The sequence below is a fragment of the Brevundimonas poindexterae genome, assembly GCF_020524625.1.
GTDB lineage: Bacteria > Pseudomonadota > Alphaproteobacteria > Caulobacterales > Caulobacteraceae > Brevundimonas > Brevundimonas poindexterae_A.
On sequence record NZ_JAIVLL010000004.1, the window covers coordinates 90,883 to 116,698 of the forward strand.

Sequence of the window (25,816 nt, forward strand, 5' to 3'; positions counted from 1 at the left end):
CAGTGTACGGTATCTGACATTGGGTGTGTGGCAGGGCCGATGGATTGACCGCCGGGGCGGCGCGCGCATCATGGCGCCATGATCCGCACGATCGCCACTGCAGCGCTGGTTCTGGCCGGCGGCGCCCTTCTCCTCACCTGGCTGGAAATCCAGAAGGCGACCCGCGTGATCGCGCCGGAAATCCACGTCGCGGTGGTCGCCGCAGTCTTTGCGCTCGGCGGTCTGTGGTGCGGGTGGTGGCTGGCGACCCGGCGGCACGGGCCGCGTTTCGTGCTGAATGTGGCCGCCGTCCAGTCCCTCGGGCTGACCGGTCAGGAAATGCGGGTTTTGACGGCTCTGGCAGCGGGCGGCGCGAACAAGGACATTGCCCGCGCGCTGGGCCTGTCGCCCAATACGGTGAAGACCCATCTGGCCCATCTGTTCGCCAAGCTGGAGGCGGGCACCCGGACCGAGGCGGTGGGACGGGCGCGCGACCTCGGCCTGATCCCCTGAGGGGGTGAAGCGGTCGAATTCACCCGTTCGGGTGATAGGCGGCGGCCCGATCCCGGCGCAGGGTGGGCCCCACATCAGCGGGAGGCCGTCATGGCGCGCATCATCTTCATCTATGGGCTGGTTGCCGGCCTGATCATCATTGCCGGAATCATCGGCACGGTCGCGCTTGCGGGCGACCAGCCGCACGGCAATGTCTGGCTGGGCTATCTGATCATGCTGCTGGGCATGTCGGCGGTCTTCATGGGGATGAAGCGCTATCGCGACCGCGAGCGCGGGGGCGTCATCCGCTTCCTGCCGGCGCTGGGCGTGGGTCTGGCCATCGCCCTGATGGCCTCGCTGGCCTATGTGCTCGTGTGGGAAATCTATCTGGCGGCGACCGACTACGCCTTTATGGACCAGTACATCACCGCGACGCTGGAAGCGCGCCGGGCGGAGGGCCTGTCGGGTGAGGCCTATCGCCAGCTGGAGGCCAGCTATCGCGAGATGGCCGTGGCCTATCAGTCGCCGCTGTATCGCCTGCCGATGACCTTTGCCGAGATTTTCCCGGTTGGGCTGCTGGTCTCGATCGTCAGCGCCATCCTGCTGCGCAACAGTCGCTTCCTGCCGGCGAGGGCGCGGGCATGAGTGAGCGGGAGGCCGTGTTCGAGGCGCTGCGGGCGCTGATGCTGCATCACAGCGATGGCCTGGACGTCAGGCGGGACCAGCCGGGCGATCTGGTGGTGCGGACGCGCCAGCCGGATGCGAAGGGGCAACCCGGCTGGTTCGGCACGGTGACGGCGCGCAAGAGCTATGTCGCCTTCCACCTGCCGCCGCTCTACGATCATCCAGCGCTGGCCGAGGCTCTCTCGGACGAACTGGAACGTCGGCGGCAGGGCAAGACTTGCTTCAACTTCAAGGCCCTTGAGCCTGCGGTGCTCGACGAACTGGCGGCCCTGACCGAGCGGGTCAGAGCCGCCGTGGACGGCGCCTGAGTCTCAGCCGACGTTCTCGTAGGTCGCCGTGATCGACGCCCTGGCGAGCGTGTGGAAATGCAGGTTGAAGCCGTATTTGGCGCCGGAGTCCTCGGGCGTGACGTCCAGACGGTCCGTGTCGACGGCGAAGACGGTGAAGATGTAGCGGTGCGGGCCGTGGCCGGGAGGCGGGGCGGCGCCGCCGAAGCCCGGCTCACTGAAATCGGTCCGGCCCTCGACCGCCCCGGAGGGCAGGGGACCACCGGCCGCGATTTCGGTCACATCGGCGGGGATGTTGGCGACCGTCCAGTGCCAGAAGCCCGAGCCGGTCGGGGCATCGGGATCGAAGACGGTGATGGCGTAGGACTTCGTGCCCTCGGGGGCCCCGGACCACTTCAGGTGAGGCGAGGTGTTCCCCTTCGCCTGAACCTGGGCGTCGGGCAGCACGCCCCCGTCGGTGAGATCGTTTGAGGTCAGGGTAAAGGTCATGGGAATCCTCAATGCGTATCGAACTCGGTCAGTGAGGTCTCAAGTTCGAGCGCAGCATAGAGTTCCAAAAGGTACTGATCGATCGGATCATCGACAGTCAGGTAACGGACAGTCATTCCCATTACCTCGCCCAACGCTCTGGCGAACGCAGCCGCGAAAACGGGGTTGGCCATCAGGGCGGATCGGCCCTCACCTTTCCTGTAGGAGGCGTACAGGCCCGTTTCCGCCCGGGCGCGCTTGAACGCGAAGGAGGCGGAGTAATGACTGGATGTTACGTGGCCCCGGAGTCGCTGCCGCAAATTGCGCGACCTGCCGACATGCACCGGCACGCCTTCGGAGTAGAAAACATAGATGGCGGGCGCTTTGGGAAACGTCGTTCCCGTTACCGCGCGCTCGGGTTGCGCAACCAGATCAGCAAAAAGCTGCGGTATGCGGTCGACGTGGAGCCGCCACTTCAAATCACTCCACCTCGATACGGTAGCTCTCGATGACGGTGTTGGCGAGCAGGGTGTCGCACATCTTCTTGACCTCGGCCTCGACGTCGTCACCGGCGTAGTCGAACTGGATCAGCTTGCCGACGCGGGCCTCGCTGACGCCGGTCCAGCCCAGGCCGTTCAGGGCGCCCTCGACGGCCTTGCCCTGCACGTCCAGCACACCGGGCTTCAGGAACACATGAACCTTCACCTTGGCCATCAGTGCAGTCCCCCCTGAATCACGGTCGGCATATCCTTCATGATGCCGAGGCGGCGGGCCACCTCGGTGTAGCTTTCGATCACATTGCCCAGGTCGCGGCGGAAGCGGTCCTTGTCCAGCTTCTCGCCGGTCGAGGTGTCCCACAGGCGGCAGCTGTCGGGGCTGATCTCGTCGGCCAGGATGATGCGGCTGAAGTCGTTTTCCCAGATGCGACCGAACTCGATTTTGAAGTCGACCAGGGTGATGCCGACCGCGCCGAACATGCCGGACAGATAGTCGTTTACGCGGACCGTCATGGCCAGGATGTCGTCCAGCTCCTGGGTCGTGGCCCAGTTGAAGGCCGTGATGTGCTCTTCGGTGACCATGGGGTCGTTGAGCTCATCCTTCTTGTAGTAGAATTCGATGATCGAGCGGGGCAGGGGGGTGCCCTCCTCGATGCCGAGGCGCTGGCTCATCGAACCGGCCACGATGTTGCGGCACACCACCTCGAGCGGCACGATCTCGACCTCGCGGATCAGCTGCTCGCGCAGGTTCAGCCGCTTGATGAAGTGGTTGGTCACGCCGATGCCGTTCAGGCGCGACATGACGAATTCGCTGATGCGGTTGTTGAGAACGCCCTTGCCCTCAAGCTGGGCCTTCTTCTCGCCGTTGAAGGCCGTGGCGTCGTCCTTGAAGTACTGGATCAGGGTGCCGGGCTCGGGGCCTTCGTAGAGAATCTTGGCCTTGCCCTCATAGAGCTTCTTGCGCTTGGCGTTCATGTGCATTCCGAAGGCCGGCTCACCGGCGGGACGAAGGGACTCGCGGGCTGGAATTGCCATTCGGGCCGCGGAGATTTCCGGGGCATGCGGAGAAAGGCAGGACCGGGCCGTTGAGGGGAAGAGGTTGCGGCCCTCCTTAGCGGAAGCCGGGCCGGGTGACAAACGGGCGGGGGCCCTGTCGGGGCATGCGACAACGACTTTTGTTGCGTTCGGTCGCGGGCGGGGTATAGACCGCCCTGCGCGCCATTGCGGGCACGCGACAGGAGCAGTTGACGCCTATGACCACCTTCGACGATCGGGAAAAAGGGTTCGAGTCCAAGTTCGCCCTCGATCAACAGCAGGAGTTCAAGGCCGTCGCCCGGCGCAACAAGCTGCTGGGCCTGTGGGCTGCGGACAAGATGGGCCTGTCGGCCGAGAGCGCAGAGCAATACGCCGCCGCCGTCGTGCGCGCCGACTTTGAACAGCCGGGCGAGGAAGACGTGTTCCGCAAGATCGCCGGCGACTTCAAGGGCGCGGGCCTGACGGTGTCGGAAGGCGAAATCCGAAGCAAGATGGACGAGCTGGCCTCGGTGGCGCGCGAGCAGATCCGCACCGAGAGCTGATCGCCCTCACATCCCGGACATGACAATGGCCACGCCCGCAAGGACGTGGCCATTTCCATGCGGGGAGCCCGCAGCATCAGCCCGGGCTCCGCGCTGTCCGCTTCCGCGCGAGGAAGGATGAGGGCTGCGCGGAAGCGAATCGCGTGGGATCAGTTCGGCATCACCACGGTGTCGATGGCGTGGATCACGCCGTTCGAGGCCGCGACGTCGGTCATGACGACCTTCGAGGTGTTGCCGGCTGCGTCGGTCAGGGTGACCGTGCCGTCGACGACGGTCGCCGTCAGCGTGCCGCCCTGGACGGTGGTCAGGGTGGCCGAGCCGCCGCCCTGTTCGATCTGCTGGGTCAGGGCCGCAGCATCCACCCGGCCGGGCACCACGTGATAGGTCAGGATGCCGGAAAGGGCTTCCTTCTGGGCGGGCTCCATCAGGCTGGTGCGCGTCTCGGCAGGAATCTTGTCAAAGGCGGCGTTGGTCGGCGCGAAGACGGTGAAGGGGCCCGGGCCGTTCAGCGTTTCCACCAGGTCCGCGGCCTGAACGGCGCTGACGAGGGTGGAGAAATCAGAGTTGCCCTGGGCGACGGTCACGATCGTGCCGTCGGCTGCTGGCGTCGTCATATCCGTCGCAGCGGGCTCCATGGCGTCGGTCTCGGGCGTGGCCGGCTCGCTGTTGCAGGCGGCAAGGCCGAGCAGGGCCACGGCGGATACGGCAGTCAGCGTGCGGGTACGGGTAAATTTCATGGTCGCTTCTCCTGAGGCGAGCCGCTTGATGCGGCACTCCACCAGATACTGATCAGCGGCCATAAGGATGCATCGAGGGGGGCGCGACACGACCGCACACCCGCCTGACAGGTCTGCCCGTGTCCGGATCAGCCCTCGCCGAATACCCGGGCGAAAATCGTGTCCACGTGCTTGGTATGATAGCCGATATCGAACAGGGCCTCGAGCTCGGCCTCGGACAGGACGACCCGCTCGTCGGCCTTGAGGAAGTCGAGGAACCGGCCCTCGCCACGCCAGACCTTCATGGCGTTCTCCTGAACCGCCGCATAGGCGTCCTCGCGGCTGACGCCCGCCTGGGTGAGGGCCAGCATGACGCGCTGCGAGTGGACCAGTCCACCCAGCCGGTCGAGGTTCTTTTCCATATTGGCCGGATAGACATTCAGGCGCTCGACCACGCCGGCCAGCCGGTGCAGGGCAAAGTCGAGGTGGATGGTGGCGTCCGGGCCGATGCCACGCTCGACCGAGGAATGACTGATGTCGCGCTCGTGCCAAAGGGCGACGTTTTCCATCGCCGGGGTCACGGCCGAGCGGACCAGCCGGGCCAGACCGGTCAGGTTCTCGGTCAGGATGGGGTTGCGCTTGTGCGGCATGGCCGACGAGCCCTTTTGCCCCTTGTCAAAGAACTCCTCGGCTTCGAGCACCTCGGTGCGCTGCAGGTGGCGGATCTCGACGGCCAGCCGCTCGACCGAACTCGCGACGACACCCAGGGCGGCAAAGAAGGCGGCGTGGCGATCCCGGGGGATGACCTGGGTCGAGACCGGCTCGACCGACAGGCCCATCTGTTCAGCGACATAGGCTTCCACGCGGGGATCGACATTGGCGAAGGTGCCGACGGCGCCCGAGATGGCACAGGTGGCGATCTCCTCGCGCGCCGTGACCAGCCGCCGGCGCGCGCGCTGGAACTCGGCGTGATAGCCGGCCAGCTTGAGGCCGAAGGTGACGGGCTCGGCATGGATGCCGTGGCTGCGGCCGACGCAGGGCGTGAACTTGTGCTCCTTCCCCCGGGTCTCCAGCGCCACCAGCACCCGGTCGACGCCCTCGATCAGGAGGTCGGCGGACCGGGCCAGCTGCACCGAGAAACAGGTGTCCAGCACATCCGACGAGGTCATGCCCTGGTGCAGGAAGCGGGCTTCCTCGCCGACGATCTCGGCGACGTGGGTCAGGAAGGCGATGACGTCATGCTTGGTCGTGCGCTCGATCTCATCGATGCGGTCGGCATCGAAGGTCGCGTCCTCGCCCTTCGACCAGATGGCCTCGGCGGCGCTGGCCGGGATGGTGCCCAACTCGGCCATCTTCGTTGCGGCATGGGCCTCGATCTCAAACCAGATCCGGTACTTGGTTTCCTGGGACCAGAGGTCGGCGGCGACGGGGCGGGAGTAGCGCGTGATCATGGGCTGGCGTTTCGGTCGCCGGGCCGGGGGAGTCAAGGGCAGGGCCGGGCTTGCAGGCCGGGCGAGCGCCGTTCATGGAAGCGTCGAGCAAGGGACCCCCGCGATGAAGCTGATTCTCGGCAACAAGGCCTATTCCACCTGGTCGCTCCGGCCGTGGCTGATCCTGAAGCGATGCGGCGCGACCTTTGACGAGGTCATGATCCGCCTGAACGAGGCCGACACGGCCGAGCAGATCGCTCGCCACGCCCCGGCGGGGAAGGTGCCGGCGCTGGAGGTGGAGGGGGTGACTGTCTGGGACAGTCTGGCCATCGCCCTGTGGGCCGAGGAGCGCTATCCCGACGCGGCCCTGTGGCCGACAGATGCCCATGCCCGCTGGGTGGCGCGGTCGGTGGTGTGCGAGATGCACTCGGCCTTCGGCACCCTGCGCAATGATCTGGGCATGGGGCCGGACCATCCGATGGTGGGCGAGCCGGGCGAGGCCCATGCCCCGTCGGCCGCCCTCTCGGCCGAGATCCGGCGGATCGTCGGCATGTGGAAGGATGCCAAGGGCCGTTTCGGCGAGGGCGGGCCCTATCTGTTCGGCGACTGGTCGATCGCTGATGCCTTCTTCACCCCGGTGGCGGCGCGATTCCGCCATTTCCGCATCGATCTGGCGGCCCATGGCGACGACGGGACGGCGGCGGATTATTGCCGGACATTGCTGGCCCAGCCTGACTTTCTGGAGTGGAGCGCGGCCGGGCTGGCAGAGATCGGTTAACCGTCACCGAACACCGCTTTTTAGGGGAACATGTGCAGGGTGGTCGGCGTTCATTCCGGACACTGCCCCCTAGCCCCTCGAGCCCCCGATGTCCTCGCCCCTCGTCCCCGGACCCGCTACTGCCGCCCAGCCGGGCTGGGTGAGCGTTCTGGTGAGCATCGTCGTGGCGTGCAGCCTTTGCGCCCTGCTACTCAGCAGCCTGCTCTGAGGCCGGCTCGGCCGCAGGCGCTTCCGGCGCCGGCGGCGGCGGCACATAGTCCAGATACAGCGAAATCGCCGTCTCACCCGAGGCCACGGCCTTGAGCGTGTTCAGCGGGCGTCCCTGCATGCGCTGGTAGATCCAGTAGGCGGCGACGACCTTTTCGACATAGTCCCGCGCCTGGGGCACATCGATCGTCTCGATCAGCAGCAGGGGGTCGGCCTCCGGCCCCAGCTTGCGCAGTGCACCTAGCATCGGCCCGGGTCCGGCATTGTAGGACGCCACGGTGCGCAGCACGTCGCCGTTAAAGGCCGACAGTCCCAGCATCTTCAGCACATAACCCTGACCGAGGCGCATGTTCACCTCGGGCTGGAACAGCCGCTCGGGGTCCGAGATGAAGCCGCGATCGCCACTCAGCTCGGCGGCGGTGGTCGGCATGACCTGCATCAGGCCATAGGCTCCGGCAGAGGAGCGGACGCGCGGATTAAAGCCGGTCTCCTTGCGCGCGATGGCGTAGACCAGCGACGGCTCGATGGTGAAGCCGCCCTCGGGCAGCAGCTCCGGGATCGGATAGCGCGCGGCGTCGATCATCTCGGCCTCGCGATTGCGCGGAGTGAGGGGGCGCGCAAAGGCGCGCCCGAGGGCCGACCAGAGCTTGCGGTCCTCTTCGCCCGGCGCCGAGCGGAAGCCGCTGCGGAACTGGTCGCGGGCCTCGTCCAGCCGTCCCAGCTCGATCAGGGCGACCACGCGGCGGGCCTGGGGCTCGCGCTCGATGAAGGCGATCAGGGTGTCATCGTCGATGCGGATGTCGGGCGTGAAGGCAATGGCGCGCAGGCCGTCGTCCTCGACGACGCCATAGGGCTGGGGACCCCAGTTGCGCAGGGTCGGCTCGATGTTGAGCTGGTAGAGGGCGATCTGGCCATAGAAGGTCGCCGGCCAGGAGGCGGACAGGCGAAGCAGGGTGTCGATCTGGTCCTGCTGGCCCGACCAGGCGGCCGCGCGCGCGGCCCAGAAGGCCGCCCCGGCCCGGACCCAGGCATCCTCGGTCGGATCCCAGGCCACGCGCTCAAAGGCGGTGAAGGAAGTGGCGAAATCGCCCAGCCGCCAGGCTGACAGGCCGACGACCCACCAGTCGCCGATCGCGACCCCGGTCGCCTGGGCGCGGTCCAGGTCATTGTCGTTGAAGGCGATGCGGGCGGCCTTGGCGCCTTCGGCCTCGGTCAGACTCTCCCATGTGCGACCGTCGACGCGACGGGGGCGGCGCGGCTCGGGCGCGCCGTCCGGCCGCCGACGCAGGGCCAAGGCATAGACGCGGGGCGCTTCGGGCAGGTCGGCATAGTCCTCCAGCCAGGCGCTCAGCTCCTCGAAGCTGGAGACATAGTCGGGGTGAAACAGCCGCTCGAACTCGACCTGGCCCAGCAGCACATGGTCGTCGGCCTCCCGGGCCGAGGCGCGCGCGGCCTCGAGGTCGCCGCGCCGGAGCGCATCATAGGCATTGGTGTAGCTTAGCCGGTCGGAACTGCTGAGCACGCGCACCTGGGCCGAGGCCGTGGTCGTCAGGCCGGTGGTGATCAGCACCGCGAGCAGGGCCGCGAAAAGCCCACGCGCCGCAAGGTCTGAAAGCCGTCGGATCATGCCGCCCCTCTGGATCACTCTGTCCGGTCTGTCCCGTATCCGGTCAGCGCACCGCCGGACGAGGGGACACGCGCAAGGCGGATGCCAGCCAGCGCCCGGCGCCCCGAAGCGCGCATAGCTGTCGCCTCAATGGGGCGATTTTGAGTCGTCGCCGTCCAGTCGCGCGGCCAGCTCCAGCAGATCGGCCCAGACCATCGCCTTGGCCTGGGGCTGGCGCAGCAGGAAGGCGGGATGGAGCGTGGGCATGACCGGGGCCGAGACGCCGCCTTCGGCCAGATGCCATTCGCCCCAGTTCCCGCGCAGGCGGGTGATGCCCTCGCTGGTGTGCAGGACGGCGCGCGCGGCGGCCGCGCCGACAGTGAGGACCAGTTTCGGCTTCACCAGTTCAAGGGCGCGGGCGACGAAGGGGGCACACACCGCCTGTTCGTCGGCGGTCGGGGTGCGGTTGCCGGGCGGGCGCCAGAAGACGGTGTTGGTGATCATCACCCGGCCGTCCAGACCCGCCGCCTTCAGCATGCGGTCCAGCAGCTGTCCGGCCTTGCCGACGAACGGCAGGCCCCGCGCATCTTCCTCGGCCCCCGGGCCCTCGCCGACGATCATGACCGGGGCGGTGGCCTCGCCGCGCCAGACCACCGCCTGTCGGGCGCCCATGCCGCTGAGGGGGCAGCCGTCAAAGGCCCGAATCGCATCGGTCAGGGATTCCAGTGATTCGGCGGTGCGGGCCGCGGCGCGTGCCCGCGCCACGGCATCGGCCAGGGCTTCGGTTGCGCCGATGCCTGAAGGGGTCGGGCGAAGCGGCGTGACCGTGCCCGTCGTCTGCGGTGGAGCGGATGCAGGGCGTGCGGCCCGGGGCGGCGGGGCTGTCTCGCGCGTGCGATCGACGGGCGCAGCCTCGTAGCAATCCTCGACCCCGGCCTCGTGCCAGAAGGCCAGAAGCGCGGTCAGGGCATCCGAAGCGGCGGGCGAAGCGTTCATACAGGCCGGATCACAGGGTTGATCATGCGGGTGTAAGCCTTGACCACCCCCACGTCACCTTCTGATAAGGGATCAACGACGGACCGAACCCGGTTCGGACAAGCAAGACAAGGGGAGCCGACCACATGGCCGAGGATGCCACCGAAGGCGGAGCGAAGAACGCCTGGCAGGAAGCCGTCATCGACCGCCTGCCTGCCGTGGAGGCCCTGACCGGTGCCGAGCGCGAGGCCATGGAATACGATGTGGTAATCGTCGGAGCCGGCCCCGCCGGCCTGGCCGCCGCCATCCGCCTGAAGCAGAAGGCCGCCGCCGAGGGGCGTGAGGTCTCGGTCGCCGTGCTCGAGAAGGGCTCGGAAGTCGGCGCGCACATCCTGTCCGGAGCCGTCATCGATCCGTCGGGTCTGAGCGAACTGTTCCCCGACTGGAAGGAAAAGGGCGCCCCGCTCGAAACCGCCGTCACCCAGGACAAATTCCTGGTGCTGGGCCCTCAGGGGCAGCTGGACATCACCCTGCTGCCGCAGCCCGCCTATATGAAGAACCACGGCTGCTACGTCGGGTCGCTGGCCAATCTGGCGCGCTGGATGGGCGAGCAGGCCGAGGCGCTGGGCGTCGAGGTCTATCCCGGCATGGCCGCCAGCCATGTGGTCTGGGACGAGCCGTCCGGCCGCGTCGCCGGCGTGGTCGCGGGGGTGTTCGGCCTCGACCGCGAAGGCAAGCCGACCGACGATTTTGAGCCCGGCATCGAGGTGCGGGGCAAATATGTCTTCATCGGCGAGGGCGTGCGAGGCTCGCTGGCCAAGACCATCATGGCCCGCCACAACCTGTGCGACACCGCCGAGCCGCAGAAGTTCGGCATCGGCATCAAGGAGCTGTGGCAGGTCCCGGCCGAGAAGCACCGCCCGGGTCTGGTGCAGCACACCCTGGGCTGGCCGCTGGACGACAAGACCGGCGGCGGCTCGTTCCTGTACCACTTCGGCGATCGCTATGTGTCGGTCGGCTTTGTGGTGCACCTGAACTACAAGAACCCCTTCCTGTCGCCGTTCGACGAGTTCCAGCGCTTCAAGCACCACCCGGCGATCGCGGATCATCTGGAAGGCGGCGAGCGCATCTCGTACGGCGCCCGCGCCATCACCGAGGGCGGCTATCAGTCGGTGCCCAAGCTGGCCTTCCCCGGCGGCGCGCTGATCGGCTGTTCAGCCGGGTTTGTGAACGTGCCGCGCATCAAGGGCAGCCACAATGCCGTGCGCTCGGGCATCCTCGCGGCCGATGCGGCCTATGAGGCGCTGAAGGCCGGGCGTTCGGGTGACGAACTGGTCGAATATCAGGCGGCCTATGAGGCTTCGGACATTGCCCGCGAGCTGAAGCTGGTGCGGAACGTCAAGCCGCTGCTGTCCAAGTACGGCGCCTTCTTCGGCACCCTGCTGGGCGGGATCGATATGCAGATCACCAGCCTGTTCCGCGGCTGGTCGCCGTTCGGCACGCTCAGCCACGGCAAGACCGATGCGGCCTCGACCGAGCCGGCGTCGAAGCACAAGCCGATCGCCTACCCCAAGCCGGACGGAAAGCTGAGCTTTGACAAGCTGAGCTCGGTGTTCATCTCGAACACCAACCACGACGAGGACCAGCCCTCGCACCTGAAGCTGCTGGACCCGTCGGTGCCGATCCAGGTCAATCTGCCGAAATACGGCGAACCGGCGCGGCTGTACTGCCCGGCGGGGGTCTATGAGGTGCTGTACGACGAGGACGGCAAGTCCAATCCGCGCTTCCAGATCAACGCCCAGAATTGCGTCCACTGCAAAACCTGCGACATCAAGGATCCGTCGCAGAACATCGTCTGGACGACCCCGCAGGGTGGCGGCGGACCCAACTATCCGAACATGTAGGATTCGCGCGGGGCGAGGGGGCTCTTGCGGACGGTCCGCAAACCGTGAAGGCTTGAACGCATGACGCGTAACCTCCCCCTGACCGCCGGTTCCCTCATCGCCCTCGGGCTGGCGCTTCTGGCGCCGCCCGTGCTGGCCCAGGAGACTGCGCCTCCGGACGCCGATGAGGCGCCGGTGGTGTCCGACGATCGACCGGTGGCCTTCGACGCCGAAGGGCGGTCGTCCTACGGGCTGTTCCTGGTCGGACGGCTGGCGGCGACCGAAGGCGAGGCCGGCATCGGGGCCGACTATCTGCGCCGCGCCCAGATGCTGGAGCCGGACCTCGAGCCGTTGCAGCTGCAGGCCTTTACCTCATCCCTGATCGGGGGCGATCTCGCCTATGCGGGCAGGCTGTCGCCGGAGGGCGAGGACGTGCCGCCGGTCCTGTCCGAGGTGGGGCATCTGGTCGAGACCGTCCAGCTGCTGATCGCCGACCGGCCCGAGGCGGCCTGGACCCTGCTACAGGGCCAGCCGATCGGACGCCCCCATGCGCGGGCGGGCCTCTATGTGACCCCCTTCATCGCCGCGTCCGCAGGGGACTGGGAGACGGCGCTGGCACCGGTGACCGGCAGCGCGACCAATGCCAACACCCTGTTCCAGCGCGCGCACCGTGCCCTGCTGCTGGAAATCCACGGCCAGTATGACGAGGCCGAGGCCGAGTATCAGCGGCTGATCGCCATGCGCGGGGGAAGCCAGCTGTTCACCTTCAACTACGGCGAATTCCTTGAGCGGCGCGGACGCCGGGCCGATGCGATCGCTCTCTATGACGCCACCCGCGCCGAGGTGGGCGATGACCCTGTGCTCGAAAGGGCTCGTCAGCGCGCCAGCGGCCGGGGGCGGGCGCCGGCCCTGCCGACCCTGCGAGAGGGAGCGGCCCTCGCGCTCGAGAACGCGGCCCTGCAGTCCAGTGTCGAGGGCGCCCACGAGTTCTCGGCGGTCTATCTGCGGCTGGCCTATGGTCTGGCGCCCAGGCCCGAGACCCTGCTGAATGTGGGCGTCAGCCTGGCCGAGGGTCAGCTGGAAGTGGCCGCCCGCAACACCTTCGCCCGGATCGGGCCGGACGCGGGGCGCTATTACACCGAGGCGCGGGTTCAGTCGGCGCTCAGCTATCAGCGCGAGGCCATGCCGGAAGCGGCGCTGGCCGAGCTGGAGAAGGCGTTTGGCTCCGCGCCGTCGGACAGTGGGATCGCCTTCATGCTGGCCCAGCAGCTGGCATCTATGGAGCGCTATCCGGAAGCGCTGGCGCTGGTCGAGGGGCCGCTGCTGGATACGGCGGGGCAGGACCACACCGTCCGCTATCTGCGGGCGGGCATCTTTGATGCACTGGGCCGGATCGACGAGGCCGAGGCCGAGCTGTGGGCCGCCCATGTGGCCCAGCCGGACGATCCCACCATCCTCAACTATCTGGGCTATCTGTGGGTCGATACGGGCCGCCGGATCGAGCAGGGCACCGAGCTGATCGTCCGCGCGGCCGAGATCGATCCCGGCAACGCCAACATCCAGGACTCGCTGGGCTGGGCGCGCTACCGGCAGGGCCAGTACGAACAGGCCGTGGGCATCCTGGAGGGCGCCCTCGACAAGGCCCCGGCCAATGCCGTGATCTATGACCATCTGGGGGATGCCTACTGGCAGGTCGGCCGCCGTCGCGAGGCGGTGTTCCAGTGGACCCGCGTGCTGACCCTCGACCCCGATGCCGAACTGCGCGCCGAGGTCGAGCGCAAGCTCGAGGACGGTCTGCCGGTGCCGGGTGCGTCCTCGGACGGATCGTTCTGACGCCGGCCATGCAATGGCATGAGGCCGCGCCGGCCAAGATCAATCTGTTCCTGCACGTCGGGCCGGTGGGCGACGACGGCTATCACCCGCTGTGCAGTCTGGTGGCCTTTGCCGATGTCGGCGATGGGCTGACGCTGGACCCTGACGGGCCACCGGGTCTGACGGTGGTCGGGCCGTTCGCGGATGCGCTTGCCGAAGATCCGGTCGGACCCGCGGGCAATCTGGTGACGAAGGCCCGGGACGCCTTGCAGCGGATGACGGGCGTGGATGCCTCCGGCCTGTCGCTGACACTGGACAAGCGTCTGCCCATCGCCGCCGGACTGGGAGGCGGGTCGTCCGATGCAGGTGCTGTGCTGAGGCTGGCGCGGCGCTATCTGGCCCCGGACATGGATATGCAGGTACTGGCCGACGTCGCCGCCGCGCTGGGTGCCGACGGTCCCATGTGTCTGGCGGCCGTGCCTGCCTGGGCCGAGGGCAGGGGCGACGTGCTGACGCCCGAGCCGCGCCTGCCGGTCCTCCATGCCGTGCTGGTCAATCCGGGCGTGCCCTCGCCGACGGGGGCAGTCTACCGCGCCTATGACGCCCTGGCGCGCGGAGAGGCCGACCGGCCTGCGGCGCCTGCAGCCTGGGATGCGGCGACCGTGATGGCCTGGCTGGCGCACCAGCGGAACGATCTGGAGGGGCCTGCCGTGCTCAACGCCCCCGCCATCGGCCCGGCGCTGGAGGCCCTGCGACAGGCGGGCGGGGCGAGGCTGGTGCGCATGTCCGGGTCGGGCGCCACCGTCTTTGGCCTGTACGACGGTGCGACGGACGCGGCGCGCGCGGCGCAGGCGATCGAGGCCGACCATCCCGGCTGGTGGGTGCGCGCCACGACACTGGGCGCCGGACCTTCGGCTTAACCGGGCGCAAACCGGTGATCGGCTAGGCTTTCGCCATGAAAGCACTCGGCCCCGACCTGATCGCCCGCTTCACCGCCGTCCGGGACCGTGTGTCCGCTGCGGACCGCGAGACCCTGGCCGCGCTGGCGCCCGCCGCCGCTGAATCCGCCGCCGCCTCGGCCCCGCACTGGGATTTCGACCAGCCCGGCCACCGGGTGGAAGAGGCGCTGCAGCAGGCCTTTGCCGACAGGCTGACGGATGATCATCGTCGGGCCATGATCGCCCACTATGCCTTCGACCTGCCCGGCCGGATTGCGGCCGAGCATCTGCCCGAGGCCAGTCTGGAGCTCTATCCCGAGTGGATCGGCCGGATGGCCGACTTCCTGACGGCGGGCGCCGACCCCTATGACCGCGATTTCTGGGCCAAGGATGTGCGGCTGTCGCTGGCACTGAGCGTGCCGGGCGCCCGCACCCAGATGATCGACCTCTCCTCGCCGCTCGGGCCGGGACAGGTGCTGCGCCACGCCCGCGAGGGCTGGGGCTGGTCGGTAATCCCGGCCTATGCCGCCGCCCAGGCGTGGAAGCCCTGGCTGGAGGTTCACACCGAAAGCCGCGAACTGTCCGATTTCAACGCAGCCGGCTGGGACCGGGCCTGGGCCACCGCCGCCGAAATCCTCAAGACCCGTCCGCACATGGCCGGCATGCTGGGGTCCAGCTGGTTCTACGATCCGCCGCTGGAGACGATCAGCCCGCGCCTGGCCTATCTGCGGCTCAATCCGCTCCAGCACGGCGCCTTCATGGTCCATCAGGGCCCGGGCGACATCCATACCGAACGGGCCGCCACCAGCTCCCCGACCCGCAAGGCCCTGATCGAGGAAGGCAAATACACGGCTCGCTCGTGGATCATGGCCTGGCCCCGGGCCGCCCTGATCCGCTGGGCCGATGCCCGTAAGGCTGCAGAGGTCGCCGAGGCGGCCTAGGCCGCCGCCCGGGCCTGCATCACGCATTCCGACCACGCCTGACCGATCGGCAGGATCGTCAGGCCGGCCTGCTTCGCCAGCGTCAGCACCCGGTCGAGATCGGCGGGGGTGCAGCCATAGGGCGTCGGGTGGTCCGAGACGTCATGGGCATAGGCGGTCAGCCAGCCCCGGTTCGTCGCCGCCTCGGCCATCATGGCCTCGAGGTCATAGCCGGGCAGGCGGCGGCTCTCCATGCCGAAGCTCTTGATCAGCATACGGTCCTCGCGGCCGACGTTCAGACCTTCGCGCACGCCGCGCGCCAGATCGAAGCGGCGCCGCAGGGCCCGCTTGGCGCCAAGGGATGCATCGCCGAACGGGTAGGCGAAGGTCTGCATGCGATAGCCGTCCAGCCGTTCGGCCACCCAGCGGGCGTTGCGATCCAGACTGTCGGCCAGCGCCGGGCCGTCCAGCCGCAGCACGCTGTCGTGGCCAAAGGTGTGGCAGCCGACCTCGTGGCCGGCCGCATGCAGGGCCTGCAGCTGATCGGTGGTGAACTGGGGCAGGTCCAGGTTGGTGCCGCGCTCCAGCCCGCCGCAGACGTAATAGGTGGCGAGAACCCCGTGGCTGGCGAGGATCGGACCGGCCTCGGTCCACGCGCTCTCGGGGAAGTCGTCGAAGCTGAGGCTGAACAGGCCGCGCGCGGGCGCCACGGTCACCGGCTCGATCTCCAGATAGCGGGCGGCGCGCCTGCGGAATTGGTCCAGCTGTCTCATGGCGCCATCCTGCCCGGCGACGTTTAAGGAACGGTGCAGTCGCCTTGTCGCCAAGGCCCGGCGCGTCTAGGGTCCGCCGCCTTCTTCCCCGGACGAAATGCCTGACGTGACCACCGAACCTCTCTCGTTTCAGGACCTGATCCTGACCCTCCACAAATACTGGGGCGATCAGGGGTGCGCGATCCTGCAGCCCTATGACATCGAGGTGGGGGCGGGCACCCTGCACCCGGCCACCGTGCTGCGCGCGCTCGGCCCGCGCCCGTGGAAGGCCGCCTATGTCCAGCCCAGCCGCCGCCCCGGCGATGGCCGCTATGGCGAAAATCCCAATAGATTACAGCACTATTACCAGTATCAAGTGATCCTGAAGCCGAACCCGGAGGACCTGCAGGCCCTCTACCTCGGGTCGCTGAAGGCCATCGGTATCGACCCCGCCCTGCACGACATCCGCTTCGTCGAGGACGACTGGGAGAACCCGACCGTCGGGGCCTGGGGCCTGGGCTGGGAAGTCTGGTGCGACGGCATGGAGGTGACGCAGTTCACCTATTTCCAGGGCGTCGGCGGGATCGAGGTCGATGTGGTCTCGGGCGAGCTGACCTACGGGCTGGAGCGCCTGGCCATGTACGTGCAGGGCGTTGATAATGTTTACGATCTGAAGTTCACCAAGGAGGGCCTGACCTATGGCGAGGTCTTCCTCGAGAACGAACGCCAGCAGTCCGAAGCCAACTTCCACGGCTATGACGTCGACGGTCTGAAGCGCCGGTTCGAGGACATGGTGGCCGAGGTTTCGCGCCTGCTGGCGATGACCGGCCCGCAGGGACAGGCCTTGGTGCTGCCCGCCTATGACCAGGTGCTGAAGGCCTCGCACCTGTTCAATCTGATGGACGCCCGCGGCGCCATCGCCGTCGCCGAACGCCAGAGCTACATCGGCCGCATCCGGGATCTGTGTAAGGCCTGCGCCACCGAATGGGTCGAGCAGGAGCGAAGCCGGGCATGATCGGAGGCGATCACACGCCTCCCTTCCCCCTTGATGGGGGAAGGGCCGGGGATGGGGGTGCTGCGACGCCGCGTCCCCGCCACGCGCCTGGAGTTGTGCCGCGTGCTCGCAGACTGCGCCGGGAACAGACCGTGGCCGAGCGCCTGCTGTGGCAGCGGCTTCGGCTTAAAAGGATGAACTTCCGGCGGCAGGCCCCGATCGGACGGTTCGTGGTCGACTTCGCACATTTCGAGACGCGTCTCGTGATCGAGATTGACGGCTACCACCATCAGCGGCCTGAGCGGCAAGCCCAAGACAGGCTGCGGACCCTGTGGCTCGAAACGCAGGGCTTTCGCGTGATCCGCTTTGAGGAAAGCCGGGTCCGAAACGATCTGGATGCCGTGATCGAGGAGATCCTTGTTCAGGCGGCGCCACCCCCAACCCCGACCCTTCCCCCATCCAGGGGGAAGGGCGCAGATAGATACGACGTCCGCTAAATGCCCCAGCTTCTTGTTGAACTGTTTTCCGAAGAGATCCCGGCGCGCATGCAGGCCGGGGCGGTGCGTGATCTGGAGCGGATGGCGACCGACCGGCTTAAGGCTGCGGGCCTGACGTGGGAGGCGCTGACGACTTTTGCCGGGCCGCGGCGGCTGACGCTGGTGGTCGAGGGGCTTCCGGCGGCGACGCCCGACCGCGAGGAAGAGGTCAAGGGACCCAAGACCAGCGCACCCGAACAGGCGCTGGACGGCTTCCTGCGCAAGACCGGCTTGACCCGCGAGCAGCTGGTCGAGCGGGACGGCGTGCTGTTCGCCGTGATCTCGGAAAAGGGGCGGGCGACCGCGACCCTGATCCCCGAGATGGTCGAGCGGATCGTGCGCGACTTCCCCTGGCCCAAGTCGATGCGCTGGGGCACCGGCACCCTACGCTGGGTGCGGCCGCTGAAGCGGATCGTCTGCCTGTTCGACGGGGCGGTGGTGCCGTTCGCCGTAGACGGCATCGAGAGCGGCGATACGACCGAGGGCCACCGGTTCATGGGCTCGGGCCGGCCGTTCGCGGTCAAGGATTTCGCCGACTATCGCGCGAAGCTGGAGCGCGAGCATGTGCTGCTGGACGCCACCGACCGCCGGCTCAAGATTCTGGAGGCGGCGCGCGCCGTCTGTCACGCGGAGGGGCTGGAGCTGGTCGACGATGACGGCCTGCTGGACGAGGTCTCGGGCCTCGCCGAATGGCCGACGCCGATCCTGGGCGCCATGGACCCGCAGTTCCTCGACCTGCCGCCCGAGGTCATCCGTCTGTCGATGAAGGTGCACCAGAAGTATTTCGCGGTGCGTGATCCGAAGACCGGCGGACTCGCCCCGAACTTCGTCGTCGTCGCCAATGTCGAGGCGACGGACGGCGGCACGGCGCTGGCCGCCGGCAACAGCCGCGTGCTGTCCGCCCGCCTGAACGACGCCCGCTTCTTCTGGGACGAGGATCGCAAGGTCGGCTTTAACGTCTGGCTGGAGAAGCTGAAGGGCGTCACCTTCCATGCCAAACTTGGGACCATGGCCGAGCGGGTCGACCGCATCGCCGCCCTGGCCCGCGAGATCGCCCCGCTGGTCGGCGCGGACGCCGATCAGGCCGAACAGGCCGCTCGCCTCGCCAAGGTTGACCTGGCCTCTGGCATGGTCGGGGAGTTCCCCGAACTGCAGGGGATCATGGGTGGGTACTATGCGCGGCTTGCCCCCACCCCCGCCCTCCGGGCGGACCCTCCCCACAAGGGGGAGGGAGACGGCGCTGATCTCCCTCCCCTTGATGGGGAGGGTGGCCGCGAAGCGGACGGGTGGGGAGACGCCATCGCCGACGCCGTCCGCGACCACTACAAGCCGCAGGGCCCGAACGACGCTGTGCCAACCGCGCCGCTGACCGTCGCCGTCGCGCTGGCGGACAAGCTGGACACCCTGGTCGGCTTCTTCGCCATCGACGAAAAGCCCACGGGTTCGAAGGACCCGTTCGCGCTGAGGCGCGCGGCGCTGGGCGTGATCCGTCTTGTGCTGGAGAATGGGGTGCGGGTGCCGCTGATGCCGCAGCTTCGCCGGCAATTCGCAGTTATCCTGACGGACCTCTACTACAACCGTCGCCACGCGTTGCTCGACGCTGCGAGATCGCTCAAGAGCTTAGGCGTCCCTGACAACTGGGCCGACGAACTGGTCCTGAAGCTTGGCGGCGCAACCAAAGCGGTCATTGTAGAGCCTGGAAGTTGGGGTATCCTTGAGTTCATGCCTGATAGAGGTGCCGCTATCGGTGAGCCTCTCCTCGCCTTCTTCGCCGACCGTCTGAAGGTCCTGCTCCGCGATCAGGGTCAGCGGCACGATCTGGTGGATGCGGTGTTTGCACTGGGCGATGACGATCTGGTGCGCATCGTGCGGCGGGTCGAGGCGCTGGGGGCCTTCCTCGAGACCGAGGACGGCGAGAACCTGCTGGCCGGCTACAAGCGGGCGTCGAACATCCTGCGCGCCGAGGCCAAGAAGGGTGACCTGCCCGACGGCACTCCCGTCGCGCTGGACGGCGCGCCGCCCGAGGAAACCGCCCTCATCGCCGCCGTGTCGAAGGCCGGGGCCGAGGTCGACGCGGCGCTGGCCACCGAGGACTTTGCCGCCGCCATGACGGCGCTTGCCGCCCTGCGCGCCCCGGTCGATGCCTTCTTCACCGCCGTGATGGTCAACTCCGACATCCCCGCCGAGCGCGACAACCGCCTGAAGCTGCTGGGCCAGGTCCGCACCGTCATGGGCCGCGTGGCCGACTTCGGAAAGGTGGGGGGTTAAGAACCCCTCCGTCCGGCTGCTTCGCACCCGGCCACCTCCCCATTGCTCCGCAACAGGGAGGAGACGATGATGTCACCTCCCCATCACAGATGGGGAGGGGGACCGCGTAGCGGTGGAGGGGCTCTTGGCCGCACCCGGAAGCGTATCGAGGGCTCGGGTTCAACGCCGGGTCATGACGCCACCCGAAGCCCGGTTGTGGCAGGTTCTGAAAGGCCGCCAGCTGGCAGGTCTGAAGTTTCGCCGCCAGCATCCTATCGGGCCTTATGTGCTCGACTTCTATTGCCCGGAAGCGAAGCTGGCCGTCGAGGTTGACGGCCTGGGACATTTCGACCCCGAGCAGTCAGTCAGGGACCGTCAGCGCGATGACTGGCTGCAACGGCAAGGACTGGCGGTGCTGCGGATCGCCGCCGAGGATGTGCGCACCAATCTTGATGGCGTGGCCGGGCAGATTCTGGAATGGGCGAAGGGTCGTTTGCCAGACTGAAGCCCCCCCCGTCCGGCTGCTTCGCATCCGGCCACCTACCCCTTGCTCCGCAACAGGGAGGAGACAGCTTCTTCTCGAAACGTCACACGCGCTCACGGATTGTTACGGGTGCGGCCTCGCCTTCGCGGGTGCGGCGCGCTAGTCAGAACCGGAGCAGTGAGGCGAGGACGGGCACGATGACTCAGTGGGTGTATGGCTTTGGCGGGGGATCGGCGGACGGCGAGTCGTCGATGAAGAACCTGCTGGGCGGCAAGGGAGCCAATCTGGCCGAGATGTCGTCGCTGGGCCTGCCCGTGCCGCCGGGCTTCACCATCACCACCGAGGCCTGTGTCCACTATTTCTCCAACGGGCAGAGCTATCCCGACGCCTTGGCCGATCAGGTGAAGGCCGGTTTGGCCAAGGTAGAGGCGATCACCGGCAAGACCTTCGGCGATGTGAAGAATCCGCTGCTGGTCTCGGTGCGGTCGGGTGCGCGGGCGTCGATGCCCGGCATGATGGACACGGTGCTGAACCTGGGCCTGAACGACCAGACGGTCGAGGGTCTGGCGGCCCTGTCGGGGGACCGGCGGTTCGCCCTGGACAGCTATCGCCGCTTCATCACCATGTATTCCAACGTCGTCCTCGGCCTGAGCCACGACGATTTCGAGGAGGTGCTGGACGACCACAAGGATCGTCTGGGCGTCACCATCGACACCGACCTGGATGCCGACCACTGGCAGGCCGTGATCGCCGACTATCTGGCCGTAGTCGAGGACCGGCTGGGCCAGCCCTTCCCGCAGGATCCGCACGACCAGCTGTGGGGCGCGATCGGCGCCGTGTTCGACAGCTGGATGAACGACCGGGCGAAATTCTATCGCCGCATGCACGACATCCCTGAGAGCTGGGGCACGGCGGTCAACATCCAGTCGATGGTGTTCGGCAATATGGGCCAGACCTCGGCGACCGGGGTGGCCTTTACCCGCAACCCGTCGACGGGCGAGGCGCGGCTGTATGGCGAGTTCCTGATCAATGCCCAGGGCGAGGACGTGGTGGCGGGCATCCGCACGCCGCAGTCGCTGACCCGCGCCGGCCGCGAGGAGATGGGCGAGACCGCCCCCTCGATGGAAGAGGCCATGCCCGAGGTGTTCCACCAGTTCGTCGACGTGGTCGGCCGGCTGGAGAGCCACTATCGCGACATGCAGGACATCGAGTTCACGGTCGAGCAGGGCCGGCTGTGGATGCTGCAGACCCGCAACGGCAAGCGCACGGCCAAGTCGGCGCTGAAGATCGCGGTCGACCTGGCGTCCGAAGGCGTGATCTCGGAGGAGGAGGCGGTCAGCCGCGTCGAGCCCTCTGCGCTGGACCAGCTGCTGCACCCGACACTGGATCCCAAGGCCGAGCGCCATGTGGTGGCGGCGGGCCTGCCGGCCAGCCCGGGCGCTGCGACCGGCAAGGTGGTGTTCGACGCCGATGAGGCCGAGCGCATGAGCCAGCTGGGTGACGCCGTCATCCTGGTCCGCGAGGAAACCAGCCCCGAGGACATCCACGGCATGCATGCGGCGCGCGGCATCGTCACGGCGCGCGGCGGCATGACCAGCCACGCGGCGGTGGTGGCGCGCGGCATGGGACGCCCCTGCGTCTCGGGCGCGGGTGAAGTCCACATCAACGAAAAGGCCGGCACCTTCACCGCCCGGGGCCGGACCTTCAAGGCGGGTGAGGTGATCACCATCGACGGCGGCAAGGGCGAGGTGCTGGACGGCGCCGTGCCGATGATCGAGCCCGAGCTGACCGGCGACTTCCAGACCCTGATGGCCTGGGCGGACAAGGTGCGCCGCCTGAAGGTCCGCGCCAATGCCGAGACGCCGCTGGATGCCAAGACCGCGCGCGGCTTTGGCGCCGAGGGCATCGGCCTGTGCCGGACCGAGCATATGTTCTTCGACGACACCAGGATCGCCGCCGTGCGCGAGATGATCCTGGCGGACGATGAACAGGGCCGCCGCGCGGCGCTGGCCAAGATTGCGCCGTTCCAGAAGGCGGACTTCGCCGAGCTGTTCCAGATCATGGCCGGCCTGCCGGTCACCATCCGCCTGCTCGACCCGCCGCTGCACGAGTTCATCCCGCACAGCGAGGCGGAGATGGACGCCCTGGCCGAGACGCAGGGGCTGGATGCCGCCAAGCTGAAACGCCGGGCCAAGGAGCTGCACGAAACCAACCCCATGCTGGGGCACCGCGGGTGTCGGCTGGGCGTAGCCTATCCGGAAATCTACGAGATGCAGGTCCGCGCCATCCTCGAGGCCGCGCTGGAGGTGCAGGCCACGTCCGGCCAGGCGCCCCTGCCGGAGATCATGCACCCGCTGGTCGCCATGGGCCTCGAGATGAAATATCTGCGCGAGCTGACCGACCGGACGGCGAAGGCCGTGTTCGAGGAGACCGGCCAGTCGATCGCCTATCTGGTCGGCACCATGATCGAACTGCCCCGCGCCGCCCTGCGCGCCGGGGATCTGGCCGAACATGCGCAGTTCTTCAGTTTCGGCACCAATGACCTGACCCAGACGACCTTCGGCATTTCGCGCGACGACTCGGGCCGCTTCCTGCAGGCCTATATGGACAAGGGGATTTTCGAGGCCGATCCCTTCGTGCGTCTGGACCGCGACGGCGTGGGCGACCTGATCTCCATTGCCGCCGAGCGCGGTCGGGCCGTGCGCGGTGACGTCAAACTGGGCATTTGCGGCGAGCATGGCGGCGATCCGTCGTCGATCGCCTTCTGCGAGGGCGCCGGGCTGGATTACGTCAGCTGCTCGCCCTACCGCGTGCCGATCGCCCGCCTCGCCGCCGCCCAGGCCGCGCTGGACGCCCGCTCGGGCACCGAACGCGAGAAGGATCGCTGACCGTGATCCGGGCCGGGGCGCGTTTGATCCTCGGCCTGCTCGTGCTCATCGGTCCCGTCATGGGCTTCTGGCTGGAACGTCTGCGGCTCGGCGCCAATGCTGAACAGGTGATCGGGGGCTTGGGTTGGGGCGTGCTGGCCTCGCTGATGGCGGCCGTCGGTCTTGCCCTGCTGGCGCGAGGCTCTGCGATGGCGCGGTTCATGTGGTTCGCGCTTAGCCTCACAGCGGCCCTGATTATCTGGCTTCTGGCGCTGGGTTTGCCGACGCTTTTCGCCGGATAATTATTGCGAAGCAGGCGTTTCCTGCCCATCTGTGGTTGACCGCTACAATCCATCCTGACCCGCCGACGGAGGCCCGATGCCGCACGCCGACAGCCTGATTCTGACTCTCGTCGGCGGTTTCGTTCTCGCCTTTGTGTTCGGCATGATCGCCAACCGGCTGAAGCTGTCGCCGCTGGTCGGCTATCTGCTGGCGGGCGTGGCGGTCGGGCCCTTCACGCCGGGCTGGGTGGCCGACACGGAGCTGGCGCCGCAGCTGGCCGAGATCGGCGTGATCCTGCTGATGTTCGGGGTCGGCCTGCACTTTTCCCCGACCGACCTGATGCGGGTACGCAAGGTCGCGGTGCCGGGCGCCCTGTTCCAGATCGCGGCGGCGACCGTCCTCGGCTGGGCACTCGGCCGGTTCGCGCTGGGTATGGGTGATGTCGAGGCCCTGCTGACGGGCTTTGCCCTGTCGGTCGCCTCGACCGTGGTGCTGCTGCGCGCGCTGGAGGAGCGGAAACAGGTCAAGGGCGATGTTGGCCGGGTGGCCGTCGGCTGGCTGATCGTCGAGGATCTGGTGATCGTGCTGGCGCTGGTCATGCTGCCGTTGATGGTGCTGCCCGAGGGGCAGGCGCTGGACCTGGCGGCGCTGGGCCAGGACCTGGTCTGGACGCTGGGCAAGGTGGTGGCCTTCGTCGGCCTGATGCTGGTGGTCGGCGGGCGAGTGCTGCCTTGGCTGCTGGTACGGATCGCCCACACCCGCTCGCGCGAGCTGTTCACCCTGGGCGTGCTGTCGATCGCGCTGGGAATCGCCTGGATCGCCTATGCGGTGTTCGGGGCCAGCTTCGCCCTGGGCGCCTTCGTGGCCGGACTGGTCCTGAACGGCACGCCCCTGGGCCACAATGCGGCCGAGCGGTCTCTGCCCCTGCGCGATGCCTTTGCCGTGCTGTTCTTTGTCTCGGTCGGGATGCTGTTCGATCCGACGATACTGATCGAGCGGCCGCTGGCGGTGGTGGCGGTGCTGGGCATTGTGATCGTCGGCAAGTCGCTGGCCGCGCTGGCCATCACCACGGCCTTCCGGCTGGATCGGGCCACCAGCCTGACGGTCGCCGCCAGCCTCGCCCAGATCGGCGAATTCAGCTTCATCCTCGCGGCCCTGTCCATGTATCTGGGCGCCATGAGCCGCGAGACGCACGACCTGATTCTGGCGGCAGCCCTGCTGTCGATCACGCTCAATCCGGTGGTGTTCGCCCTGATCGACCGGATGGGCGGCCGGCCCGCGCCCGTCAGGGAACCGGCTGCGCCGCAACCGTGATGCGATCCCGGGGCAGGGCCTCGGGGTGTTCCGCCTTCAGCCAGGCGATCATCTGTTCGCGAATCGCACAGCGGAGGTCGAAGGCGTCGCCGCCGTTGCGCGCGCTGGCCAGACAGCGGACCTCGACCACCCGCTCGCGCAGGTCCGTGACCTGCAGGACCATCACATCGCCGTCCCACAGGGGCGAGGGTCGGACGATCGCCTCCAGCTTCTCGCGCATGGCCTCGATGGGGGCGGCATAGTCCAGATAGAAGAAGACGCTGCCGATCAGGGTCGCCGAATCACGGGTCCAGTTCTGGAAGGGGTTCTGGATGAACCAGGTCAGCGGCAGTACCATGCGGCGCAGGTCCCAGAGGCGCACCACGACATAGGTGGCCGTGATTTCCTCGATCTGACCCCACTCGTTTTCGACGATCACGGCGTCGTCGATGCGAATCGGCTGGGTCAGGGCGATCTGGATGCCGGCGATCAGATTGGTCAGCAGCGGCTGCAGCGCCAGGCCGACGATGATGCCCGCCGCGCCCCCGGCCGCCAGCAGGCTGACGCCCCACTGGCGGAAGCCGCTGATGGTCATCAGGGCAAAGGCGATGGTGAAGACGATGATCAGGGTCGCGGCCGCCCGGCGCAGGATCCGCACCTGGGTCAGGTGTTTGCGGGCGATCAGATTGTCGGCGATGTCGATGCGGTATTTGCGCAGGTGAAGCGCGGCGGCGATGTCCAGCGCCACCAGACTGCCCCAGCCGATTGTGATGACCATGCCGATATGCAGGCCCTGTCGCAGCAGGGCGGCCAGTTCTTCCCGCAGGGGGAGCAGCGGCGAGACCAGGCTGATCGCCAGCAGCACCAGGGCAAGACGGGCAGGCCGGCGGGTACGGCTGACGAGGGAGCGCCAGAACACGTCGCCCTGTTTCACCACCCGTCGGACCAGCGCCACGCCCAGCGCGTGAACGATCAGGGCCACGCTGACGGCGCCGCCCAGCAGAATCAGCGACTGGCCCCACGACGGCAGCCAGTCGAATCGCTGGAGGGCTTCGGCCCATGCAGCGGCCACGTCTGTCATCGGATTGCCGGCAGATCGGTCATCTGCAGGG

Annotated in this window: 26 protein-coding genes; 16 read left to right on the forward strand and 10 right to left on the reverse strand. The window is 67.9% G+C overall.

The window, feature by feature from the left end; translation table 11 throughout:
* Nucleotides 1–78 precede the first annotated feature (78 nt).
* The 3 genes from LC068_RS12405 (at nt 79) to LC068_RS12415 (ending at nt 1,463) form a co-directional block, all read left to right on the forward strand.
* Nucleotides 79–492, forward strand: coding sequence for a response regulator transcription factor (locus tag LC068_RS12405; RefSeq protein WP_226637649.1), 414 nt, complete (start codon nt 79–81; stop codon nt 490–492).
* Nucleotides 493–582: 90 nt separating this feature from the next.
* Nucleotides 583–1,116 carry a DUF4199 domain-containing protein gene (locus LC068_RS12410; protein ID WP_226637651.1) on the forward strand — a complete coding sequence of 178 codons (534 nt, stop codon included), beginning with the start codon at nt 583–585 and terminating at the stop codon, nt 1,114–1,116.
* Nucleotides 1,113–1,463: a hypothetical protein gene (locus LC068_RS12415; RefSeq protein ID WP_226637653.1), complete on the forward strand. Its 351-nt coding sequence runs from the start codon at nt 1,113–1,115 to the stop codon at nt 1,461–1,463. Before LC068_RS12410 ends, LC068_RS12415 begins: the two co-directional genes overlap by 4 nt.
* A gap of 3 nt (nt 1,464–1,466) precedes the next feature.
* Here LC068_RS12415 and LC068_RS12420 read toward each other — a convergent pair whose 3' ends face one another.
* The 4 genes from LC068_RS12420 to purC are packed head-to-tail and all read right to left on the reverse strand — an operon-like array spanning nt 1,467 to nt 3,382.
* On the reverse strand, nt 1,467–1,931 hold the full coding sequence (locus LC068_RS12420) for a YbhB/YbcL family Raf kinase inhibitor-like protein (protein ID WP_226637656.1): 465 nt from the start codon (nt 1,929–1,931) through the stop codon (nt 1,467–1,469).
* Nucleotides 1,932–1,939: 8 nt separating this feature from the next.
* The gene (locus LC068_RS12425; RefSeq protein WP_226637658.1) at nt 1,940–2,389 is read right to left on the reverse strand and encodes a GIY-YIG nuclease family protein; all 450 of its coding nucleotides are present in this window, start codon (nt 2,387–2,389) and stop codon (nt 1,940–1,942) included.
* A gap of 1 nt (nt 2,390) precedes the next feature.
* Complete coding sequence (gene purS, locus LC068_RS12430) at nt 2,391–2,624, reverse strand: phosphoribosylformylglycinamidine synthase subunit PurS (protein WP_226637660.1); 234 nt, start codon at nt 2,622–2,624, stop codon at nt 2,391–2,393.
* Nucleotides 2,624–3,382, reverse strand: a complete 759-nt coding sequence (gene purC, locus LC068_RS12435; protein ID WP_209119969.1) for a phosphoribosylaminoimidazolesuccinocarboxamide synthase — start codon at nt 3,380–3,382, stop codon at nt 2,624–2,626. The genes purS and purC overlap by 1 nt, the downstream gene beginning before the upstream one ends.
* Before the next feature lie 278 nt (nt 3,383–3,660).
* Here purC and LC068_RS12440 point away from each other — a divergent pair, with 278 nt between their 5' ends.
* Nucleotides 3,661–3,984, forward strand: a complete 324-nt coding sequence (locus tag LC068_RS12440; RefSeq protein WP_209119968.1) for a DUF1476 domain-containing protein — start codon at nt 3,661–3,663, stop codon at nt 3,982–3,984.
* Nucleotides 3,985–4,133: 149 nt separating this feature from the next.
* On the opposite strand, the gene LC068_RS12445 is transcribed toward LC068_RS12440, so the two are convergent.
* Together LC068_RS12445 and purB are read right to left on the reverse strand one after the other, a co-directional pair.
* On the reverse strand, nt 4,134–4,721 hold the full coding sequence (locus LC068_RS12445) for a fasciclin domain-containing protein (RefSeq protein WP_226637662.1): 588 nt from the start codon (nt 4,719–4,721) through the stop codon (nt 4,134–4,136).
* Between the two features lie 128 nt (nt 4,722–4,849).
* Nucleotides 4,850–6,151 carry an adenylosuccinate lyase gene (purB, locus tag LC068_RS12450; protein ID WP_226637663.1) on the reverse strand — a complete coding sequence of 434 codons (1,302 nt, stop codon included), beginning with the start codon at nt 6,149–6,151 and terminating at the stop codon, nt 4,850–4,852.
* Nucleotides 6,152–6,254: 103 nt separating this feature from the next.
* Here purB and LC068_RS12455 point away from each other — a divergent pair, with 103 nt between their 5' ends.
* Nucleotides 6,255–6,908, forward strand: coding sequence for a glutathione S-transferase family protein (locus tag LC068_RS12455; protein WP_226637666.1), 654 nt, complete (start codon nt 6,255–6,257; stop codon nt 6,906–6,908).
* Between the two features lie 187 nt (nt 6,909–7,095).
* Here LC068_RS12455 and LC068_RS12460 read toward each other — a convergent pair whose 3' ends face one another.
* Nucleotides 7,096–8,742, reverse strand: coding sequence for a lytic transglycosylase domain-containing protein (locus LC068_RS12460; protein ID WP_226637668.1), 1,647 nt, complete (start codon nt 8,740–8,742; stop codon nt 7,096–7,098).
* Between the two features lie 126 nt (nt 8,743–8,868).
* Nucleotides 8,869–9,717, reverse strand: a complete 849-nt coding sequence (locus LC068_RS12465; RefSeq protein WP_226637670.1) for a uracil-DNA glycosylase — start codon at nt 9,715–9,717, stop codon at nt 8,869–8,871.
* Nucleotides 9,718–9,842: 125 nt separating this feature from the next.
* On the opposite strand from LC068_RS12465, the gene LC068_RS12470 reads away from it, so the two are divergent.
* Genes LC068_RS12470 through LC068_RS12485 form a run of 4 tightly spaced genes read left to right on the forward strand, consistent with a single transcriptional unit; the run spans nt 9,843 to nt 15,270 of the window.
* Nucleotides 9,843–11,600 carry an electron transfer flavoprotein-ubiquinone oxidoreductase gene (locus LC068_RS12470; protein WP_226637672.1) on the forward strand — a complete coding sequence of 586 codons (1,758 nt, stop codon included), beginning with the start codon at nt 9,843–9,845 and terminating at the stop codon, nt 11,598–11,600.
* Between the two features lie 60 nt (nt 11,601–11,660).
* Nucleotides 11,661–13,412: a tetratricopeptide repeat protein gene (locus tag LC068_RS12475; RefSeq protein WP_226637675.1), complete on the forward strand. Its 1,752-nt coding sequence runs from the start codon at nt 11,661–11,663 to the stop codon at nt 13,410–13,412.
* Nucleotides 13,413–13,420: 8 nt separating this feature from the next.
* Nucleotides 13,421–14,311 carry a 4-(cytidine 5'-diphospho)-2-C-methyl-D-erythritol kinase gene (locus LC068_RS12480; RefSeq protein ID WP_226637677.1) on the forward strand — a complete coding sequence of 297 codons (891 nt, stop codon included), beginning with the start codon at nt 13,421–13,423 and terminating at the stop codon, nt 14,309–14,311.
* Nucleotides 14,312–14,346: 35 nt separating this feature from the next.
* Nucleotides 14,347–15,270 carry a hypothetical protein gene (locus tag LC068_RS12485; protein ID WP_226637679.1) on the forward strand — a complete coding sequence of 308 codons (924 nt, stop codon included), beginning with the start codon at nt 14,347–14,349 and terminating at the stop codon, nt 15,268–15,270.
* Here the strand turns inward: LC068_RS12485 and LC068_RS12490 are convergent.
* Nucleotides 15,267–16,022 (reverse strand): polysaccharide deacetylase family protein, encoded by a 756-nt coding sequence (locus tag LC068_RS12490; protein ID WP_226637681.1) that lies wholly within the window; start codon nt 16,020–16,022, stop codon nt 15,267–15,269. The two genes, LC068_RS12485 and LC068_RS12490, sit on opposite strands and share 4 nt — an antisense overlap.
* Before the next feature lie 106 nt (nt 16,023–16,128).
* On the opposite strand from LC068_RS12490, the gene LC068_RS12495 reads away from it, so the two are divergent.
* From LC068_RS12495 to LC068_RS12525, 7 genes are all read left to right on the forward strand, one after another.
* On the forward strand, nt 16,129–17,016 hold the full coding sequence (locus LC068_RS12495) for a glycine--tRNA ligase subunit alpha (protein WP_226637683.1): 888 nt from the start codon (nt 16,129–16,131) through the stop codon (nt 17,014–17,016).
* Complete coding sequence (locus tag LC068_RS12500; RefSeq protein WP_226637685.1) at nt 17,013–17,492, forward strand: endonuclease domain-containing protein; 480 nt, start codon at nt 17,013–17,015, stop codon at nt 17,490–17,492. Before LC068_RS12495 ends, LC068_RS12500 begins: the two co-directional genes overlap by 4 nt.
* Nucleotides 17,493–19,799 (forward strand): glycine--tRNA ligase subunit beta, encoded by a 2,307-nt coding sequence (glyS, locus tag LC068_RS12505; protein ID WP_226637687.1) that lies wholly within the window; start codon nt 17,493–17,495, stop codon nt 19,797–19,799.
* 112 nt (nt 19,800–19,911) lie between these two features.
* Nucleotides 19,912–20,283 (forward strand): endonuclease domain-containing protein, encoded by a 372-nt coding sequence (locus LC068_RS12510; protein WP_226637689.1) that lies wholly within the window; start codon nt 19,912–19,914, stop codon nt 20,281–20,283.
* Nucleotides 20,284–20,459: 176 nt separating this feature from the next.
* Nucleotides 20,460–23,150 carry a pyruvate, phosphate dikinase gene (ppdK, locus tag LC068_RS12515; RefSeq protein WP_226637691.1) on the forward strand — a complete coding sequence of 897 codons (2,691 nt, stop codon included), beginning with the start codon at nt 20,460–20,462 and terminating at the stop codon, nt 23,148–23,150.
* A 2-nt stretch (nt 23,151–23,152) separates the two neighbouring features.
* Nucleotides 23,153–23,431: a hypothetical protein gene (locus LC068_RS12520; protein WP_226637692.1), complete on the forward strand. Its 279-nt coding sequence runs from the start codon at nt 23,153–23,155 to the stop codon at nt 23,429–23,431.
* A gap of 76 nt (nt 23,432–23,507) precedes the next feature.
* Nucleotides 23,508–24,725, forward strand: coding sequence for a cation:proton antiporter domain-containing protein (locus LC068_RS12525; protein ID WP_226637694.1), 1,218 nt, complete (start codon nt 23,508–23,510; stop codon nt 24,723–24,725).
* Here LC068_RS12525 and LC068_RS12530 read toward each other — a convergent pair.
* The gene (locus tag LC068_RS12530; protein WP_226637697.1) at nt 24,697–25,785 is read right to left on the reverse strand and encodes a mechanosensitive ion channel family protein; all 1,089 of its coding nucleotides are present in this window, start codon (nt 25,783–25,785) and stop codon (nt 24,697–24,699) included. The two genes, LC068_RS12525 and LC068_RS12530, sit on opposite strands and share 29 nt — an antisense overlap.
* Between the last annotated feature and the right edge of the window lie 31 nt (nt 25,786–25,816).